This is a genomic window from Micromonospora sp. NBC_00389 (assembly GCF_036059255.1).
Lineage (GTDB): Bacteria > Actinomycetota > Actinomycetes > Mycobacteriales > Micromonosporaceae > Micromonospora.
The window spans coordinates 5,583,620-5,601,918 of record NZ_CP107947.1; the positions used below are offsets into that span (position 1 = coordinate 5,583,620).

17 protein-coding genes are annotated in these 18,299 nt (G+C 72.7%); 8 read left to right on the forward strand and 9 right to left on the reverse strand.

The annotated features are described in order from the left end of the window. Positions 1-610: 610 nt before the first annotated feature. On the forward strand, positions 611-1,870 hold the full coding sequence (locus OG470_RS26340) for a L,D-transpeptidase (RefSeq protein ID WP_328416416.1): 1,260 nt from the start codon (positions 611-613) through the stop codon (positions 1,868-1,870). Between the two features lie 72 nt (positions 1,871-1,942). Here OG470_RS26340 and OG470_RS26345 read toward each other — a convergent pair whose 3' ends face one another. After that, positions 1,943-2,959 carry an SMP-30/gluconolactonase/LRE family protein gene (locus tag OG470_RS26345; protein ID WP_328416418.1) on the reverse strand — a complete coding sequence of 339 codons (1,017 nt, stop codon included), beginning with the start codon at positions 2,957-2,959 and terminating at the stop codon, positions 1,943-1,945. A 284-nt stretch (positions 2,960-3,243) separates the two neighbouring features. On the opposite strand from OG470_RS26345, the gene OG470_RS26350 reads away from it, so the two are divergent. Next, complete coding sequence (locus OG470_RS26350; RefSeq protein ID WP_328416420.1) at positions 3,244-3,630, forward strand: STAS domain-containing protein; 387 nt, start codon at positions 3,244-3,246, stop codon at positions 3,628-3,630. 172 nt (positions 3,631-3,802) lie between these two features. Here OG470_RS26350 and OG470_RS26355 read toward each other — a convergent pair whose 3' ends face one another. Continuing rightward, entirely contained in the window at positions 3,803-4,195 is a 393-nt protein-coding gene (locus OG470_RS26355; RefSeq protein WP_328416422.1) for an FKBP-type peptidyl-prolyl cis-trans isomerase, read from the reverse strand. Between the two features lie 248 nt (positions 4,196-4,443). After that, complete coding sequence (locus OG470_RS26360; RefSeq protein ID WP_328416424.1) at positions 4,444-5,001, reverse strand: hypothetical protein; 558 nt, start codon at positions 4,999-5,001, stop codon at positions 4,444-4,446. 191 nt (positions 5,002-5,192) lie between these two features. Between OG470_RS26360 and OG470_RS26365 the strand changes: the two genes are divergently transcribed. Both OG470_RS26365 and OG470_RS26370 read left to right on the forward strand, forming a co-directional pair. Beyond that, positions 5,193-5,882 (forward strand): CBS domain-containing protein, encoded by a 690-nt coding sequence (locus OG470_RS26365; protein ID WP_328416426.1) that lies wholly within the window; start codon positions 5,193-5,195, stop codon positions 5,880-5,882. A 167-nt stretch (positions 5,883-6,049) separates the two neighbouring features. Further along, the gene (locus OG470_RS26370; RefSeq protein ID WP_328416428.1) at positions 6,050-6,994 is read left to right on the forward strand and encodes a TerC family protein; all 945 of its coding nucleotides are present in this window, start codon (positions 6,050-6,052) and stop codon (positions 6,992-6,994) included. A gap of 10 nt (positions 6,995-7,004) precedes the next feature. Here OG470_RS26370 and OG470_RS26375 read toward each other — a convergent pair whose 3' ends face one another. The 3 genes from OG470_RS26375 to OG470_RS26385 all read right to left on the reverse strand — a co-directional run bounded on the left by OG470_RS26375 (position 7,005) and on the right by OG470_RS26385 (position 9,136). Continuing rightward, positions 7,005-7,730, reverse strand: coding sequence for a helical backbone metal receptor (locus OG470_RS26375; RefSeq protein ID WP_328416430.1), 726 nt, complete (start codon positions 7,728-7,730; stop codon positions 7,005-7,007). Between the two features lie 66 nt (positions 7,731-7,796). Further along, positions 7,797-8,357, reverse strand: a complete 561-nt coding sequence (locus OG470_RS26380) for a hypothetical protein (RefSeq protein ID WP_328416431.1) — start codon at positions 8,355-8,357, stop codon at positions 7,797-7,799. Next, positions 8,354-9,136 (reverse strand): Asp23/Gls24 family envelope stress response protein, encoded by a 783-nt coding sequence (locus tag OG470_RS26385; protein WP_328416432.1) that lies wholly within the window; start codon positions 9,134-9,136, stop codon positions 8,354-8,356. The genes OG470_RS26380 and OG470_RS26385 overlap by 4 nt, the downstream gene beginning before the upstream one ends. Positions 9,137-9,842: 706 nt before the next feature. On the opposite strand from OG470_RS26385, the gene OG470_RS26390 reads away from it, so the two are divergent. Then, positions 9,843-10,715, forward strand: coding sequence for a DUF2726 domain-containing protein (locus OG470_RS26390; RefSeq protein ID WP_328416434.1), 873 nt, complete (start codon positions 9,843-9,845; stop codon positions 10,713-10,715). Between the two features lie 293 nt (positions 10,716-11,008). Continuing rightward, the gene (locus OG470_RS26395; RefSeq protein WP_328416435.1) at positions 11,009-12,295 is read left to right on the forward strand and encodes a hypothetical protein; all 1,287 of its coding nucleotides are present in this window, start codon (positions 11,009-11,011) and stop codon (positions 12,293-12,295) included. Positions 12,296-12,471: 176 nt separating this feature from the next. Here the strand turns inward: OG470_RS26395 and OG470_RS26400 are convergent, their stop codons facing one another. Further along, positions 12,472-12,819, reverse strand: a complete 348-nt coding sequence (locus tag OG470_RS26400; RefSeq protein ID WP_328416437.1) for a histone-like nucleoid-structuring protein Lsr2 — start codon at positions 12,817-12,819, stop codon at positions 12,472-12,474. Between the two features lie 260 nt (positions 12,820-13,079). After that, positions 13,080-13,520 carry a hypothetical protein gene (locus OG470_RS26405; RefSeq protein WP_328416439.1) on the reverse strand — a complete coding sequence of 147 codons (441 nt, stop codon included), beginning with the start codon at positions 13,518-13,520 and terminating at the stop codon, positions 13,080-13,082. A 71-nt stretch (positions 13,521-13,591) separates the two neighbouring features. Here OG470_RS26405 and lon point away from each other — a divergent pair, with 71 nt between their 5' ends. Both lon and OG470_RS26415 read left to right on the forward strand, forming a co-directional pair. After that, positions 13,592-15,922, forward strand: a complete 2,331-nt coding sequence (lon, locus tag OG470_RS26410) for an endopeptidase La (RefSeq protein WP_328416441.1) — start codon at positions 13,592-13,594, stop codon at positions 15,920-15,922. Positions 15,923-16,059: 137 nt separating this feature from the next. Beyond that, entirely contained in the window at positions 16,060-16,464 is a 405-nt protein-coding gene (locus OG470_RS26415; RefSeq protein WP_328416443.1) for a DoxX family protein, read from the forward strand. Positions 16,465-16,510: 46 nt separating this feature from the next. Here OG470_RS26415 and OG470_RS26420 read toward each other — a convergent pair whose 3' ends face one another. After that, positions 16,511-18,241, reverse strand: a complete 1,731-nt coding sequence (locus OG470_RS26420; RefSeq protein ID WP_328416445.1) for a DEAD/DEAH box helicase — start codon at positions 18,239-18,241, stop codon at positions 16,511-16,513. Positions 18,242-18,299: the final 58 nt, after the last annotated feature.

Sequence of the window (18,299 nt, forward strand, 5' to 3'; positions counted from 1 at the left end):
TCCGGGCGCGCCGAACCGGCCGGATCAGGGATCCGGCGGGGACGTGACGGACGGCGCGCGGGTGCGGCCCGGACCCATCAGGAGCGGAACGCGGCGACCCGGCAGAGGTCGGCGGCAGGCTGATCGACGAATGGGCAACCTTCTATCTGAATCGCGACCCTACCCTTGCCTCCGGACGAAGGCAAAGCTTCGTCCCGATCAGCAGAAGTTTCGCTCCAGACAACAAAAGCCTGCCCTCGTGCTGCGCCAACGCCCTGACCTCCCTCGCTCCCCATGGGGCAAGCCGCTCCGTGCCGGACCACTCTCCGAGCCGAGACCGCGCCGATTCCTGCCCGGTCATTACGGGGCGAAAGCTGCGCAACGGCGGCAGAAAGTGCAAACCCGCCGTGGTGAGGGCCGGACGGGACGTTGTGGGGCGGCTGGGCCGGGGTCGGTCGGACCGGTGCGCGGCGCGCAGGGGGGACCTGTCGTGTCTTTGTTTTAACAAGCGGCGCATTGCTGCGGAAAATGCGCCGATAAATGCGACGCCGATTATTTCCGAATGGCATGAGCACGCCAGTCGCGGCGGCGAGAATGTGGCAGAGGGAAGCCGAAAACGGGGGGACTGAACATGACGTTGAGGCGGCGATTGACGCTGTTGGCGGTAACCATCGCAGCCGTACCGCTGGCTGTCGGCGGGTGCACCGCCGACCGGGACCCGTCGGGCAAGGGGCACGCCGCCCCGCCGGAACTCACCGTGACGCCGGGGGACAAGGCCCGCGAGGTGCCGGTCAGCGCCGAGGTGGGCACTGCGGTCAAGGGCGGGCGGGTCACCGGCGTCAAGCTCACGGACGACAAGGGCAAGCAGGTCAAGGCGGAGCCGCGGGAGGATGGCTCGGGCTGGGTGCCGAGCACGCCGTTGCAACCGAAGCGGACCTACACCGCCGAGGTGACCGCGACCGGCGACTCGGGTGCCACGACGACCCGCACGTCGACATTCACCACCATGGCCAAATCCACCAAACCGCAGATCACCAGCACCCTCTATTTCGTCGGCAACCGGACGTACGGCACCGCGATGCCGGTAACCGTGGCGTTTGACCCGGGAATTCCGAAAGAGGCCAGGGCGGACGTCCAGCGTCGGTTGTTCGTAAAGACGAATCCGCCTCAGCCGGGTGCCTGGTCGTGGCTGGAAGACGGAAGTCAGGTCTATTACCGGGCACCCGATTTCTGGCGTCCGGGGACCACGATCAGCGTCCGGGCCGGCCTGCAGGGACTGCCGATCGGCAAGGACAAGATCGGCGACGCCGAGCGGACCGCGACCTCCAAGATCGGGAAACAGGTCGCGCTGGAGATCGACAACGACACCAAGCAGATGACCGTGCTGCGCGACGGGAAGCAGGTCCGCCGGATCCCGGTCAGCCTGGGCAAGCCGAGCACGCCGACCTCCAGCGGCAAGATGGTGATCATGGAGAAGCACGAGCGGACCACGTTCGACACCCGCGGTGAGCCGGACGGAGGCTACGTGGTCGACGTCGACGACGCCCAGCGACTCACCTGGGGTGGCGAGTTCATCCACTCGGCCCCCTGGTCGGAGGGCGACCAGGGCAGCACCAACGTCTCGCACGGGTGCACGAACGTCGCCGCCACCGCGGCGGACTGGTTGATGGGTGTGACCCAGGTCGGCGACCTGGTCACCGTGAAGGGCACCGAGGTGGAGTTGCAGGCCGGCAACGGCTGGACGGCGTGGAACGTGAGCTGGGACGAGTTCATCCGGGGCAGCGCCCTGCCGGTGCCGGCCGGGCTGCGGCCCGCACCGGTCGCCCCGGCGCACCCGGGCGCGGTGGCCGGCGGGTCACCCGCACCGGCGCCCTCGGTCAGCGGTCGCTGAGACACCACAGACGGCCTCCGGGGCCGGCCCGCCGACTCGGCGGGTCGGCCCCGGCCGGCTTTCGGCGGGCGCTCAGTCCAGCGGTACCCGGGCCACCCCAGGCCCGATCAGGCTGCCCAACCAGAGCTGGTCGCCGTGCTGGCGTACCCCGGTGATCATCCAGTAGTGCCCGGCCGGGCCGTGCAGCGTACGGAGGATCACGCCCGCGCCGTCGACCAGCGCGACCAGCCCGTAGCGCTTCGGTTGTGGCTGCATCGCGTCGGGCAGCAACGCGGCGATCTGGCGTAGGCGAGGGTGCGGCAGGAGCCGCTCGGCGATCGGGACCCGCGGGCTGGGTAGCGCGATCCAGTACGTCCCATCACCGACCGCGGAGAGATTGTCCGGATAGGCGGGCAGGTCGGCGAGCACTCGCACCCCGCCGCCCAGCTCGACGCGGAGCAGCCGGTGGGTGGTGGTCTCCACCAGCATCAGCGCCGACTCGCCCGGGGTCAGCGCGATCCCGTTGGGGAAGTACAGCCCGTCGGCCACCACCTCGGTGCGCCCGCTGCCCGGGTGGTGGGCCAGCACCCGGCCGTTGGGGCGGTGCTCCAGCAGGTCCCGCTTCCAGTGCGAGACAGGAAACCGATCGGAAGAGTCGGTGAAGTAGATGGTGCCGTCGCGGGCCACCGTCGCGTTGTTGGCCAGGTGCACCGGCGGTGCCGTCCCGGTCAGCTCGTGTACGGCGCCGTCCGGTGTGACCCGCAGCAACCCGCGGTACGCGTCGCAGACCACCAGCGCCTCACCGGACGGGTCCAACTCGATGCCGAGCGGTCGGCCGCCGGTCTCCGCCAGCAGCCGGGGTCGGGTGCCGGCCCGCGCGTCGGCCGGCCACCACCACAGCCGGCCATCCTCGTCGCCGCTGATCACCCGTCCGGTCGGGTCGACCAGTACGTCCTCCGGACCGACGGCGCCGTCGGGCAACGGCAGCAGGTCGACCTGGTCGAGCCGGCGGTCGATGGCGGCCCACGCTCCGGTGAGCGGGGGAGGGACGGTGGCCGGCTCGCGGACGGGCCGGATGAGCCGGGGCGGCCGGGGCCGGGGGATCAGCATCGTTCCATTCTCCACCGCCGATGCCCGGCCGGCCGGGAGCGCCGCCGCGGCGCGGCGCGCCGGCCGTCGCCGAGCACGCCTCGGACTCCCGTTGGCCGGCGCGCCCGCCGGGTGGCGTGGGGTGCCGGCGGCCGTGCGTCCCCCGCAGACCAGCGGGACCAAGGGGGCACCCTGGCCTCCGCCCTTAGGGGGATGCGGGTGCCCTCCGGGGATGACCCTGGGCGTACCCGGAATCACTCGGTGGAGGGGCGAAACTGTCGGTGGTGGGGGCTAGATTCGTCGGTATGGGAGAGCACAGCGACCGGTTGGACGTGCAGGTCAGCGTGGGTGACCAGGTGGTCCAGGTGCGGGTGGCCGGCGAGGTCGACATCGCCACGGTGGCCGCGTTCCGGTCCGCGCTGTGGTCCGCGCCGGCCCGTCCGGTGCTCCGGCTGGAGATGTCCGAGTTGCGGCTGCTCTCCGCCGCCGGGGTGCGCACCCTGCTCGCCGCGCACCTGCGCGTCCGGGCGCGTGGCGGCGAGCTGGTCCTGGTCGATCCGACCCCGGTGGTGGCCCGGGTGCTGCGCGCCACCGGTCTGCACCGGGTGATGCCGGTGTTGGAGCCGGCCCGGGTTGTCGAGGCCGAGCGACGCCGGATGCCCCCGTCCTCGACCCTGGTGCTGGCCGCCTGACCATCGCCGCCGGGCCAGGGCACCGCACGGCCGTCCGCCTCACCAGACCATGACCACCGCACCGGACCGTGGCACCGGGACCGCACCGGACCGTGGCCACCCGGCCTTCCTCAGGCCCTGGTGGACGGGCCGAGCGGGGCCACCGGCGTGGGCCGGCGACCCCCACGTTCCGTCAGCGCACGTCGAGCAGGTCGACGACGAAGATCAGCGTCTCGCCCGGCTTGATGACGCCGGCCGCGCCGCGGTCGCCGTACCCCAGGTGCGGCGGGATGGTGAGGCGGCGCCGGCCGCCGACGCGCATGCCGATCACGCCCTGGTCCCAGCCGGCGATGACCTGGCCGCCGCCGAGCGGGAACTCGAACGCCTCACCCCGGTTCCAGGACGAGTCGAACTCGCCGCCGGTGGAGTGCGACACGCCCACGTAGTGCACGCTGGCCAGTTGGCCCGGCTCGGCCTGCGGGCCCTCGCCCACGGTGATGTCCTCGATCACGAGGTCGGCCGGCGGCGCACCCTCGATCGGACCCACCTCGGGCTTGCCGGATCGGGCGCCTGCTGCCTGGTTCATGCGGGGATCTCCTGCCGTGCTGGGTGATGTGTCCGGTCACCGTCGATCCTGCCGGATCGCACCCCACCGATGTGCGGCGGACCCGCCACCTGGCCCGGGAGCATTTTGGCGGAACCCGCTGCCGGTGGGCGGCACCCCCGGCGGAACGGCGCGACCCGCCGGGCGCACCGGGCGGCGGCGGGTCGGGCACACGTGTGTCGGCGGGCGTCACCGGTGGTGACGCCCGCCGAGGGGTGAAGCGGTGTGGGTCACCGCAGCCAGGGCATCCGCTGGACGATCGGCAGCCGTGCCCAGACCCGGCCGAGGCCCCAGGTGTCGCCGGCGTTGACCAGCGCCAGCACCGCCAGCACCGCGGCGTAGATCAGGTGGTCGTCCATGAAGGGGTTGTTCTCCGGAGGCAGGACCGCGGTCCACATCATGACCAGGAGCAGTCCGCCGGCCACGGCGGCGACCCGCATGCCGATACCGAGCAGCAGGGCGACACCGATCCCGGCCAGGCCGATCATGAACAGCCAGTCCGCCCAGGCTGCCCCGGCGATGTTGGCGTAGATGTCCTTGAACGGTCCGGTCACGCCGAAGGTGAGGAACCCCTTGGTCGGGCTGCCCCCGTTGATCCAGGCGTTCTTCGACTCGGTGGCCATCCCGAAGCCGAACAGCTTGTCGATGAACGCCCAGAGGAAGATCCAGCCGAGCGCCATCCGGGTGCCGGCCAGGATGTACCGGACGGCCCTCTCCCGGGTGGTGCCCGCCGCCGGAGCGTTGGTCTCGGCGGTGATCCGCTCGGTCGTCGCGGTCATGGTCTCCACGTCCCTTCTCTGCCTCGCACCGCGCTTCTCGGTGGCATCTCAAGTGGACACCCGTCGCACTGTCGGGCAGCAGGGCCGACGGACCGCAAAGGCCCGGGACCTTGGACCCCCCACGGCGCGGTCCGGCGACCCTGACCGTGGCCGTCGATCGGTCGTAGCGTCCGAGGTGGAGTTACGAAAGGGAGGCCGTGATGAGGACCTGGCAGGTGGGCGACGTGATGACCCGGGAGGTCGTGACCGTGGTGGCGGACACCCCGTACCGGGAGATGGTCGACCTGTTGCTGCGCCGCGGCGTGAGCGCGGTGCCGGTGGTCGACGGGTTCCGCCGGGTGCTGGGCGTGGTGTCCGAGGCGGACCTGCTGCACCGCATCGAGCGTGCCGGCGAGCCGGCGCAGCGTCGGATCTTCGAGAGCCGCCGACAGCGCGACGCGCGGGGCAAGAGCGAGGCGTTGCTGGCCCGCGATCTGATGACCGCGCCAGCGGTCACCACGTGCCCGCAGGCGTCGTTGCCGGCCGCCGCCCGGCTGCTGGATCACGAACAGGTCAAGCGGCTGCCGGTGCTGGACGACCTGGGTCGGCTGGTCGGCATCGTCAGCCGCGCCGACCTGCTGCGGGTGCACCTGCGCTCGGACGCCGAGATCCGCGAGGACGTGGTGCAGGAAGTGCTGCGTCGGGTGCTCGCGGTGCGGGACGGTCTGGTCACCGTCGAGGTCCGCCATGGCGAGGTCACCCTGGCGGGCCGGCTGGACCGCCGCTCCGCCGTCGACCTCGCCGGCCGGCTCGCGGCCCAGGTCAGTGGCGTCGTGCAGGTGACCAACTCGATCGGTTACGACGCCGATGACACCGTTCCCGATCCGACGCAGGTGATGCCGGTCGCCTGATCATCGCCGCCGGCCCGGCGGCCGGCGCGCCGGCCGCCGGGGCATCGACTTCGCCGGAGCGACTTCGCCGGAGCGACTTCGCCGGATCGGCCGCTCGCCTAGGCTCGGGAGCGGCCGGCCGGCGGGGCAGCGCGGCGGTGCACAGTGGTCGACGCGGGGGGCGCCGGGTGGACGAGGCGACGGTCGCGGTGCCGCTGTGGGCCTGGGCGGCGGTCGGCGCGGTGATCGCCGTGATGCTCGCGATCGACGTGCTCATGCACCGGGACAGCCACGTCATCGAGCTGCGCGAGGCGGTGGTCTGGAGTGCTGTCTGGATCAGCGCCGGCCTGCTGTTCGGGCTGGTCGTCTGGTTCGGCCTGGGCGGCGAGCCGGCCAGCGCCTACTTCTCCGGCTATCTGCTGGAGAAGGCGCTCTCGGTGGACAACGTCTTCGTCTTCGCCCTGATCTTCGGCTATTTCCGGGTCCCGCCGGGCTACCAGCACAAGGTGCTGTTCTGGGGCGTGGTGGGCGCGCTCGTGTTCCGGCTGCTGTTCATCCTCGCCGGTGCCGAGCTGCTGGACCGGCTCAGCTGGGCCGCGTTCGTGCTGGGTGCCTTCCTGGTCTGGACCGGCTGGCGGCTGGCCGTGCGCGGGAAGCCGGACGTGGACCCGGAGCGCAACCTGGTGGTCCGGCTGTTCCGGCGGGTGGTACCCACCGACGCCCAGTACCACGGCGACCGGTTCACCACCCGGGTCGCCGGCCGGCGCCAGGCCACCCTGCTGCTGGTGACGCTGGTCGCCATCGAGGCCACCGACGTGGTGTTCGCCATCGACTCGGTGGCGGCGATCCTCGCCATCACCACCAACACCTTCCTGGTCTGGACGGCCACCGCGTTCGCCGTGCTGGGGCTGCGCAGCCTCTACTTCTGCCTCGCCGGCCTGCTGCGGCACTTCGGTTACCTGCGCTACGGGCTGGCCCTGCTGCTGGCCTTCGCGGGCGTCAAGCTGATCCTGGCTGAGACGCCGGTGGGCAAGCTGCCGGTCTGGTTGACCCTCGCGGTGGTGGTGCTGATCCTGGCCGTCTCCATCGCGGCCAGCATCCGGGCCATCCGGCGCGGCCGCGACGTCACCTGACCCGCCGCGGTCAGCCGGCCAGCACGGGCCGGGACAGCTGGTCGGCCAGCAGTGTGGGCGCCTCGGCCAGGGACGGGCCGTACCAGGTGAGGTGCCGTCCGGAGAGCAGGGCGCACGGTACGCCCGGAAACGCGTCCGGCCCGTCGTCGGCCGTGAACCGGTACGGCTCGTCGGGCAGCACCACCAGCTCCGGCTTGCGCTCACGCAGCTCGGCCAGGCTCGGGCGGGGATAGCGCTCGGGCTGCTGGTCGTACGCGTTGACCACGCCGAGCCGGCGGAGCACGTCGCTGGCGAACGTGTCGTCGGCGAGCACCACCCAGGGTCGACGCCAGACCGGCACCACCGCCCGGCGGGGCGGCGCGAGCCGGGGCGGATCCGCCCACGCCCGCCGGGCCGCCCGCAGCCAGGTCGGCTCCGCTGGCGCACCCAGCTCGGCCAGCAGTTCGGCCAGTTCGGTCAACGCCCCGGAGACGGTACGTGGATAGGTGACCCTCACCGGCACACCGGCCGCCCGCAGCGCCTCCGCGTCGACCCGGCGGTTCTCCTCCACGTTCAGCAGCACCAGGTCCGGCCGCAGTGCCCGGACCCGGTCCAGGTCCGGGTACTTGGTGCCGCCGACCCGGGCGACGTCGAGCCCGGCCGGGTGGCTGCACCAGTCGGTGGCCCCGACCAGCACCCCCGGCAGGGTCAGCGCCACCGCCTCGGTCAGCGACGGCACCAGCGACACCACCCGCATCCCGCACATCTCCGTCCGCCACCCGTCCCGGTAGCGATCATGCAGGCTGGCGCCGCGCAGCGCGGGTCAGGGGCGGCCGGGCTCGATCCGGGCGGTCACGTCGAGGTGTGCCGGTTGGCAGTCGGCGGTCGTCGCGAACCGGCGGACCGCGGCGTGGACGTGCTCGCGTACGCCGGCGGCCCCGGCGTCGGCGGTCATGTCCACCCGGATCCACACGTCGGGGTGCGGTGGTGCGCCGGTGAGCATCACCTGGGCGCGGCGTACACCGGGGTTGCCGGTCAGGTCGCGTTCCAGCGCGTGGGCGAGGACCTCGGCGGCCAGTCGGGTACGGCCGGGCCGGCGCCCGGGGTGGCTCAGTGTGCCCCGCAGTGCCCGGCCGGGCCGGCGCAGTTCCCGGTCCAGCAGGCGCTGCCCGGAGAGGGCGACCAGCACTCCGGCCACTGCCGCGGCCAGGGTGCTCCACGGCGCTGCCAGCCGCCACCGGTCCAGCAGCCCGGCGCCGAGCAGTACCGCACCGGGATCACCGCCGGGCAGCACGCCGAAGCTGACGGCAAGCGCCGCCGCTCCGCTCGCCACCAGCAGCAGCGCGATGATGGTCCACAGCAGTCGGTGTGCGGCGTCGGTCATGCGGGCCGCCCTCCGGGCAGCAACCGGACCTCGATCCGGCCGGTGCGCTGCGCGGCGAGTCGGTGTAGCTCCTGGTGCACCGCGAACTCGACCTCGGCGCGGGTCGCCGGGTCGCCGCTGGCGCGCACCCGGGGGCGCCACTGGTCGCCGCGTCGACGGACCCGCACGCGGGCCCGGTGGACGCCCGGCACGGCACGCGCCGCGTCGGCCAGCCGGCGCTCCACACAGCGGCGGTGCAGGTACCAGCCGTCCCGCTCGTCGATGCGCAGCCGGACCGGCGTCCAGCGGCGCAACTGGGCGATCAGGATGGACAGCCCGAGCAGCAACGCCGCGCCGGCCAGCGCCCGGACCGTCGGGTCGCGCCACTGGGTGTTGGTCAGCGCGTCGTACCCGCCGGTCCGGGGGAACAGCGGCGCCGGGCGATCCAGCGTGACCAGCAGCGCCTGTACGGCCAGCAGCGCGCCGCCGGCGAGCAGGGCGGCGGCCAGTAGCAGCGAGGTGATCCGGTTGGCGGTCCGCATGTCCGCCTCCGGCCGTCTTGCCGGTCGCCCTGTCCCGGCGCCGTCCGCGCCGGGGACGAGCAGGTCGTCCACCGTGACGGTCACCGCGGCCACGGCGAGCCCGGTGCCGGCGGATACCCGGTCGGCGACCGCCCTCCGGACCGCCTCGGCGACGGCGGGCACGCTGTGCCCGTACGAGGTGACCAGGTGCAGGTCGAGGCCCACGGACCGGTCGGCCAGGCGGACGGCGGCCGGGTGTACGCCGGATACGCCCGGCACCCGGCCGGCCGCGTCGACCGCGATCCGCGCGACGTCCGGAGCCCCGACGGCGCCCCGTTCTCGCCGGTTCGCGCCAACGCGCGGGCTGCTCCCGGTGCTTGGATTCCCGCTGGCGCTCCGGGCTGGGCCGGCGGTCGGGGCGGACGGGCGGGTGGCGATGGGTCGCTGGGGGAGTTTGTGGTGTCGCCCAGCTCGATCAGCGCGGGGTCGCCGGAGGATGGTCGGATCACCAGCCCGGCGAGGCCGGCGAGCAGGGCGAGGGCGGTCACTCTGGCGCGGGCGAGCGCCCAGACTGCCCTCGGCGAGGCCGCCGAACTGCTGTCGCGACATGCTGACCTCCCGGCCGGCCCGCTACCGGCGACCCCGCTGGATACACCGGGCGAGGACCTCTGGAACACGACGCTCCTGTGATGCCGGTCACAGTGGCGGTCCAGCGCTGGCACCGTCCGGCCGCCGTTGACGCTTCTACAACGTTGCAATGCCTCCTTCGTCCCCAGGAGGGCCTCAATGCGGGTCCCCTCGGTTCCCTTGACCGATCCGGCAGAAGCACACCATCGAGGGCCCGGTGATGGGCGCGCCGAGGAGCTGTCGGTGGGCGCGCGGGTCCGGCCGGTTGGGGCGGCGCCGGCCGCACCGCCGAGGCGAGCACCATGATCGACCGCCTAGACTCGGCCCGGCGCGACCGACCGGCGGATGGATCAGGCAGATGACGAGCACCGTCAGCGACGACCTCGGCTGGCTGCGGGCGCTGCCCGCCGACGGTGGGCGGGACACGCTGCTCACCCGCGCCGGCCACCGGGTCCACCCGGCGCGCCGGCTCAGCGAGCTGGTCCAGGGGCGTCCGCCCGGCGTCACCGGCAGCCAGTGGAGCTCGGCCAGCCGGGCCGGCTTCGACTTCGTAATCTGCGCTGCCGACACCGGGCGTCCGATCGTCGCCGTGGAGATCGGCCCGGTCGCTGCGGTCGGCTCGGCACAGCAGCGCGCCGAGCGGCTCAAGGACGCGGTGAGCGCGGCGGTCGGGCTGCCGGTGCTGCGCGTCGGGTCGCCCACGCTGCGGGCGGCCGAGCACGGCCGACGCCTGGTGGAGTACGTGATCGACGCGCGCGCCTACGCGGCGGGCGGCGCCGGGGACGAGGCGGCCCCGGTGGGCTTCCGGGACATCCTCGGGCGGCTGCCGGACGGCCGTACCGGCCCGGTCAACGACCTCGGCGCGTTGGCCCGCGCGGCGGCGGTCGAGGCGTACGTGGCCCGGCGGCTCGCCGACCCGATCGTGCGAGGGCTGCACGTGCGCTGGTCGGACGGCCCCGCGCAGGGGTGGAGTTGGGTGCACGTACGCCCCGATGCGTGCCTGGTGGAACGGGTCTCGGTAACCGAGCACCGCTTCTCCTGTGGCATCGACGCGGCCCGGCTTGCCGAGGACCTCGCCACGGTCGCCGTCGGGGAACGGCTACGCGCCGCCGAGATCGGTGGCCCCGATCTGCAACCGCGAGCCGAATTGACCGCGGACATCGTCGCGCTGAGCCAGCGCCGGCACGAACTGGTGGGCGGCTTCGCCTTCGACCACCTCTGCGCCGACTGACCAGCGCCTGCCGCACCTGCTGACCCTTCTCCACACCAGCTCCGCGTCGGGTCGCGGCAATTTCCTGTGCGCCGGTTGAACCTTCCCGGTCGCCGTCCCGTACTCCTGCGCGAATGAACAGGATCTCCCCATCCGCGTCGACCGGACGCGGGAGACGGTGCGGAAAGGGCATCGTCGGCCATCGACACGTTACCGGGTAGGTCACGGTGGTCGCCGCTGTGGCGTGCCCTCTCACATCCGTCGGTCCGCCGAGGGCAGGAATCCACTACCGGATCGAGAAGGAGAGCAATTCGATGCGCAGGTCCACACGGGCGCGCCGGTCATCCGGCAACGCGCGGAGCAAGCGTCTGCTGGCCGTTGTCGGCACGCTCGTGGTCTTCGGCGGAGTCGTCGCCGTGACCCAGATTTCGTCGGCCCAGGATCGGCGGACGAACAAGCCGCGACCGGCTGCGGGGCAGTGCGTGGAGCCGAGCCCGGGCGCGACCGCGCCGACTGGCGCCGGTTCGACCACCCGGACCTGGCAGAACGGTCGTTGGGTGCGTAACCACTGGGGTGACGGGCAGCAGTCGGTCCCCGAGTGCGAGGACGGCAAGGACGGTACGTCGGGCACCGGCTCGGCCATCGCCTGCCCGGACGTGACGGCGAAGCTGCCGCAGGTGCCGGACCGGGCCCGGGCCGAGGTGGACCGCAACCTCGCGCAGTTGCAGACCCAGATCGCGGAGGCCGACCGCCGGCTGGCCGCCGAGGGCAGCAAGGGTGAGGCGTTCATCCGCAGCTCGATCCTCCAGCCACTGGCCGCCAAGCGACGTGCGGTGCTGGATCGGATCACGACCGCCATCGACCGGGTCGGGCCCCGCCCGCAGGGGCTGGCGCAGCTCGCCGAGTGTCAGGTGCAGCCGACCGGAAACACGGGCGGCAACAATGGCGGGAACACCGGCGGAAACACCGGCGGCAACAATGGTGGGAACACCGGCGGCGGCAATAACGGCGGGAACAACGGTGGCGGCAACAACGGTGGCAACGCCCCCGGCGCCGGGCTCGGCGTGCTGGCCAACGACTGCGACGAGAGTCAGCTCCAGCCGCACGACGGCTTCCAGAACGGCAACCGCTGCGTGAGCACCGAGTTCGGTGAGGTCGGCGCTGCCGCCAACAACCCGTCGCTGCTGATCACCCAGTTCCCCGGTGAGGTCGGCCGCAACCAGGCCTTCACCCTGCGGGTCAGCACCCGCAACCTGATCCGGGACCGCTTCCTCGCGGCTGGTCAGGGCGGGTACTACGTGGAGAGCTCGCTGCTCAACGACCAGGGTCTGGTCCGCGGCCACTTCCACACCGCCTGCCGCATGCTGGACAGCCTGACCACCCCGCCGGAGCCGCAGGAGGTGCCCGCGTTCTTCGTGGCCACCGAGGACGGGCGCGGTAGTGCCCAGCCGGACGAGGTAACCATCCAGATCCCGGGTCTGCCGGAGTCGGGTACCGCGCAGTGTGCGGTCTGGGCCGGCGACGGCTCGCACCGGCTGCCGATGATGGAACGCGCCAACCAGACCCCGGCGTTCGACGCGGTGCGTATCGAGGTCAACTGAGTCTGAGTCGACCTGCGGCGGCCGGTCACCCGGGGCGGACAGCCCGGGGTGACCGGCCGCCGCGCCGTGTCTACCGAGGGGAGTGATGGGGAATGACCCATCGGCCCGAAAGGCGGCCGCGGACAATCTGACGGGGCCACGCCGTTTCCGGCGGGCCCCGTCTGTGTGTCGTCCGGTCAGCGGTTCTTGTACGCCTCAACCACCTCGACCGGGATCCGGCCCCGTTCGGAAATCTTGTAGCCGTTCTTGACGGCCCATTCCCGGATGGCCCGGTTCTGCTCCCGATCCATTCCGGCGCCGCTGGGTCGCCCCGGCCGCCGGACTGCTCGAGCGCCCTCAACCGGGCCCCGCCCGATGCGCCGACCCGCATTGATGTACGGGTCCAGCGACTTGCGCAGGACGCCGGCATTCTCGTCGGAGACGTCGATCGTGTAGGCCACGCCGTCGAGACTGAACTCGACCGTCCGGTCTGCCTTCCCACCGTCGAGGTCGTCGGTCAGCACCGTGATTACTTTTCTCGCCATTGCCGATTACTCCCTGTGTGTGGCGGGATGTGTCCAAAGTCTGACCCACCACCCGGGGAAACCGCAACAATATGCGCCCTTTTCATTTCGGCGCGTCGCGATTGGTTGGCGAGCAAATCCGCGAACGGACGCCGAATCGGGGCGCTGGCCGTCTTCATTCACCCGAGCAGACCGGCGTGTCCGGCGACGGCGGCGGCCTCCGCCCGGTTGGATACCCGCAGCTTCCGCAGCAGCGTGGCGGTCATCCGTTTCACCGTTCGCTACGAGACGTGCAGTTCCTCGGCGATGTCGACGGTGCTACGGCCGGCGGCGATCGCCCGCAGCAGCCTGCGCTCCTCGTCACCCAGGTCGACCGGTGCGGCGCGCGCAGGCTGCAGCACGGCGCGCAGCAGTTCCGCCGGCAGCACCGCCCAGCCATCGAGGATGGCGAGCAGCGGGGGCAGGAGATCCCCCGGTTCGCTGGTCTTCGGTAGGTACCCCTCGGCGCCGGCGCGCAGCGCGTCCAAGGCGGGCGCCGGGTCGGTCGAACCGGACATCGCCACCACCCGCACCCGTGGGGTGGTCCGCCGGATCGCGGCCACCGCCCGGCCGCGATCAGCCTCGCCATCCCGCTCGCCGTGGCGATCGCCGGTGGCGGACGGCTGACCCGTGAGCTGCTGCTGCCGGCCCGCCGACCGGAGCCGGACAGTGGCCTGGGTCACACCCCGGAACAAGGGGAACGCTTTGTTACTTGAGTGAGACACGCTCAAGTCAACGCGATAGCAGGTGTTCGATGGCAACTCTTCCGGTACTTCCTCTGACCGATGCCGTGCTGCTGCCCGGCATGGTCATCCCGGTGACCCTCGACCCGACCACTCAGGCCGCGGTCGACGCAGCCCGCGCGACCGGTGACCGCAAGCTGCTCGCCGTGCCCCGCATCGACGGCGAGTACGGCCCGGTGGGCGCGGTCGCCACCATCGAGAAGGTGGGACGGCTGCCCGACGGTGAGCCGGCCGCCGTCATCCGTGGCCTGTCCCGGGCCCGGATCGGCTCCGGCGTGCCCGGCCCCGGCGCCGCACTCTGGGTCGAGGCGACCGAACTCGACGAACCCGCCCCCGCTGGCCGGGCCCGGGAGCTCGCCCGCGAGTACCGCGCCCTGACGACCTCCGTGCTCCAGCAGCGTGGCGCCTGGCAGGTCATCGACGCGATGGAGCGGATGACCGACCTCTCCGAGCTGGCCGACTCGGCCGGCTATGCGCCCTGGTTGAGCCTGGAGCAGAAGACCGAACTGCTCGCCGCCCCGGACGTCACCGCCCGGCTGGAGCTGCTGGTCGGCTGGGTGAAGGAACACCTGGCCGAGCAGGAGGTCACCGAGCAGATCAACACCGACGTGCGGGAGGGGCTGGAGAAGTCCCAGCGGGAGTTCCTGCTCCGCCAGCAGCTCGCCGCGATCCGCAAGGAGCTGGGTGAGGACGAGCCGGACGGCTCGGCCGACTACCGGTCCCGGGTCGAGGGTGCCGACCTGCCGGAGAAGGTCCGCGAGGCCGCCATGCGGGAGGTCGGCAAGCTGGAGCGGGCCAGTGACGCCTCCCCGGAGGCGGGCTGGATCCGTACCTGGCTGGACACCGTCCTCGAGATGCCGTGGGGCACGCGTACCCAGGACAACACCGACCTCGGCGCGGCCCGGGCGGTGCTCGACGCCGACCACGCCGGCCTGGCCGACGTGAAGGACCGCATCCTGGAGTACCTCGCGGTGCGCAACCGCCGGGCCGAGCGCAACCTCGGCGTGGTCGGCGGTCGCGGCTCCGGCGCGGTGCTCGCCCTCGCCGGCCCGCCCGGGGTCGGCAAGACCAGCCTCGGTGAGTCCGTGGCACGGGCACTCGGGCGCAACTTCGTCCGGGTCTCCCTCGGCGGCGTGCGCGACGAGGCCGAGATCCGCGGCCACCGGCGTACCTACGTCGGCGCGCTGCCCGGTCGGATCGTCCGTGCGCTGCGCGAGGCCGGCTCGATGAACCCGGTCGTGCTCCTCGACGAGGTCGACAAGCTGGCCGCCGGCTACGCCGGTGACCCGGCCGCCGCCCTGCTGGAGGTGCTCGACCCGGCGCAGAACCACACCTTCCGGGACCACTACCTGGAGGTCGACCTCGACCTGTCCGACGTGCTCTTCCTGGCCACCGCCAACGTGGTGGAGTCCATCCCCGGTCCGCTGCTGGACCGGATGGAGCTGGTCACCCTGGACGGGTACACCGAGGACGAGAAGGTCGCCATCGCCCGGGACCACCTGCTGCCCCGGCAGCGGGAGCGGGCCGGGCTGACCGCCGACGAGGTGAGCATCGCCGACGAGGCTCTCGCGCTGATCGCGGGGGAGTACACCCGGGAGGCCGGCGTCCGGCAGCTCGAACGTGGCCTGGCCAAGATCCTGCGCAAGGTGGCGGTGACGCTGGCGACCGACCCGACCCCGGTTCGCGTCGACACCGACAACCTCGCCAGCTACCTGGGTCGACCGAAGTTCACCCCGGAATCGGCCGAGCGCACCGCGGTGCCCGGCGTGGCCACCGGCCTCGCCGTCACGGGCGCAGGCGGGGACGTGCTCTTCATCGAGGCGACCAGCATGGAGGGCGAGCCGGGGCTGACCCTGACCGGCCAGCTCGGTGACGTGATGAAGGAGTCGGCGCACATCGCCCTCTCCTACCTGCGCTCCAACGGGCGGCGGTTCGGCATCGACCCGAACGTCCTGGCCGGGCGCCGGATCCACGTCCACTTCCCGGCGGGCGCGGTGCCCAAGGACGGCCCGAGCGCCGGCATCACCATGGTGACCGCGCTGGCGTCGCTGGTCACCGGCCGCCCGGTCCGCCCGGAGTTCGGGATGACCGGCGAGGTGACGCTCTCCGGGCGGGTGCTACCGATCGGCGGGGTGAAGCAGAAGCTGCTCGCTGCGCACCGGGCCGGCCTCACCGAGGTGATCATCCCGGCGCGCAACGAGCCGGATCTGGACGACCTGCCGGCCGAGGTGCGCGAGGCGTTGACCGTGCACACCCTGGCCGACGTCGCCGACGTGCTCGCCCTGGCGCTGCGCCCGGCCGAGGTCGACGCGTTGGACGGCTCGGCGCTCGCCGTGGCCTGACGATCCGACCAAGGAGCCCCCGTCGTCTTCGGACGGCGGGGGCTCCCTGCTGTACGAGTCGATCAGCGAACCGTACTGTCCTGCTCGAACCCCTCAACTACCTCTCCGCCACGAGGCGGCCCCCGGGAGGAACCCCCGTGAACGTGGTCCTTTGGATCATCCAGATCCTGCTCGCCGTCGTGTTCGGCGGTGCCGGCCTGGCCAAGCTGACCCAGCCCAAGGAGAAGCTGCGCGACCGGATGGGCTGGGTTGACCCCGTTCCGCCGACCCAGGTCAAGGCACTCGGCGCCGTCGAGCTGCTGGCCGCCATCGGGCTCGTACTGCCCGCCCTCACCGGCATCGCCACCGTGCTCACCCCGCTGGCCGCCGTCGGGCTGGTCATCGTCATGGTCGGCGGCATTCTGGTGCACCTGCGCGGCCTGAAGAGGCAGGACACCGAGGACCGGCGCCGGATGGAGATGCAGGGCGCCGTGACCTGCGCCGTGCTGCTCGTCCTCGCCGCGGTGGTGGCGTGGGGCCGGTTCGGCCCGTACTCCTTCTGATCCTTGCGCCGGCGACCGTCGTACCCGACGGTCGCCGGCGGCGCGCTCAGCGGTGGTCGCCGCCGCGATCCCGGCGCACGGTGGCCTTGCGGCCCTTGATGGTGCTGGAACGCAACCCGGAGATCACCTCGTCGGCCACGCCCTGCGGCACCTCCACCAGCGAGAACCGGTCGGCGATCTCGATCGAGCCGATGTCCCGGCCGCTGATCCCGGTCTCCCCGGTGATCGCGCCGACCAGATCCTGCGGGCGCACCCCGGCGCGCCGGCCCAGGCCGACGAATACCTGGACGGTGTTACCGCCCACGCGCGGCCGGCCGCCACCGCGCCGGTCACCGCCCCGGCCCCCGGCCTCCGGCCGACCCTCGCGGGGGCCGCGCACCGGCACCTGCGGGATCTCCTCCTCGTCGTCCGAGCCCGGCGAGGTCACCTCGTGCGCCAGCTTCACGGCGGCGAGAGCGACCTCCATCAGGTCGAACTCGTCGGTCAGCGTCTCCACGATCACCCGGAACGGGTCCAGGTCGTCCTCCAGCAGGCTCTCCCGCAGCGCCGCCTGGGTCAGCTCCAGCCGGCGGGTGCGCATGTCCGCCACCGTGGGGATCTTGTCGATGGTGATCCGCTGGCCGGTCACCCGCTCGATAGTCTTCAGCATCCGGTGCTCACGCGGCTCGGCGAGGGTGATCGCCACGCCCTCCCGCCCCGCCCGGCCCACCCGACCGATCCGGTGCACGTACGACTCCGGCGCCGACGGCACGTCGTAGTTGACCACGTGGGTGAGCTGCTCGACGTCCAACCCGCGGGCGGCCACGTCGGTGGCCACCAGCAGGTCGGCGGTGCCCGCCCGCAGCCGCCCCATCACCCGGTCCCGCTGCTCCTGGCTCATCCCGCCGTGCAGCGCCTCGGACCGGTAGCCCCGGCCGTTCATCGTCTCGGTCAGCCGGTCGACCTCTTCCCGGCTGCGGCAGAACACGATCGCGGCGGTGGGTGACTCCACGTCCAGCACCCGGCCCAGCGCGGCCGGCTTGTGCGCCCGGGTCACGATGTACGCGCTCTGCCGCACCCGGGGCGCCTCACCGGCCACCGTCTGCTCCCGGCCGATCTCGATCCGGACCGGCTCGCGCAGGTGCTGTCGGGCCATCCCGTCGATCCGCGACGGCATGGTGGCCGAGAAGAGTACGGTCTGGCGCTGCGCGGGGGCGTGCTCCAGGATCGCCTCGATGTCCTCGGCGAAGCCCATGTCGAGCATCTCGTCGGCCTCGTCCAGCACCACCGTGGCCAGCCCGCCCAGCCGCAGGGTGCCCCGGGCGATGTGATCGAGCGCCCGCCCCGGGGTGGCCACCACCACGTCGACCCCGCTGTCCAGCGCCCGCAGCTGCCGCCCGATCGGCTGCCCACCGTAGATCGGCAGCACCCGCGCCCCCAGGTCCTTGCCGTAGCGGTGGAACGCCTCGGAGACCTGCACCGCCAGCTCCCGGGTCGGCACCAGCACCAGCGCCACCGGGTCCCCGCCCTGGCGGTGCGGCGGCATCCGGTTCAGCAGCGGCAGCGCGAACGCCGCCGTCTTGCCTGTGCCGGTGGCCGCCTGACCCAGCAGGTCCCGACCCTCCAGCAGCGGTGGGATCGCCTCCCGCTGGATGGGGGTCGGTTCCTCGTAACCGAGGGCGGCGAGCGCGCCCAGCAGTTCGGCGCGCAGCCCGAGCTCCGTGAAGGCGTTCGCCTCGTCGGTGCCGTCGGGGGTGGTGTCGGTAGGTGCGTCGTGCTGTGCAGGTGCGGAACTCATGCGCCAAGCCTTTCATCACGCCGCCGCCCCCGCTGCGCCGACCGGCCCAACAGCCACC

Coding starts and splice junctions, on each gene's coding strand:
- OG470_RS26340 (WP_328416416.1), top strand. CDS start 611: ATGACGTTGAGGCGGCGATTGACGCTGTTGGCGGTAACCATCGCAGCC.
- OG470_RS26345 (WP_328416418.1), bottom strand. CDS start 2,959: ATGCTGATCCCCCGGCCCCGGCCGCCCCGGCTCATCCGGCCCGTCCGC.
- OG470_RS26350 (WP_328416420.1), top strand. CDS start 3,244: ATGGGAGAGCACAGCGACCGGTTGGACGTGCAGGTCAGCGTGGGTGAC.
- OG470_RS26355 (WP_328416422.1), bottom strand. CDS start 4,195: ATGAACCAGGCAGCAGGCGCCCGATCCGGCAAGCCCGAGGTGGGTCCG.
- OG470_RS26365 (WP_328416426.1), top strand. CDS start 5,193: ATGAGGACCTGGCAGGTGGGCGACGTGATGACCCGGGAGGTCGTGACC.
- OG470_RS26375 (WP_328416430.1), bottom strand. CDS start 7,730: ATGCGGGTGGTGTCGCTGGTGCCGTCGCTGACCGAGGCGGTGGCGCTG.
- OG470_RS26380 (WP_328416431.1), bottom strand. CDS start 8,357: ATGACCGACGCCGCACACCGACTGCTGTGGACCATCATCGCGCTGCTG.
- OG470_RS26390 (WP_328416434.1), top strand. CDS start 9,843: ATGACGAGCACCGTCAGCGACGACCTCGGCTGGCTGCGGGCGCTGCCC.
- OG470_RS26395 (WP_328416435.1), top strand. CDS start 11,009: ATGCGCAGGTCCACACGGGCGCGCCGGTCATCCGGCAACGCGCGGAGC.
- OG470_RS26400 (WP_328416437.1), bottom strand. CDS start 12,819: ATGGCGAGAAAAGTAATCACGGTGCTGACCGACGACCTCGACGGTGGG.
- lon (WP_328416441.1), top strand. CDS start 13,592: ATGGCAACTCTTCCGGTACTTCCTCTGACCGATGCCGTGCTGCTGCCC.
- OG470_RS26420 (WP_328416445.1), bottom strand. CDS start 18,241: ATGAGTTCCGCACCTGCACAGCACGACGCACCTACCGACACCACCCCC.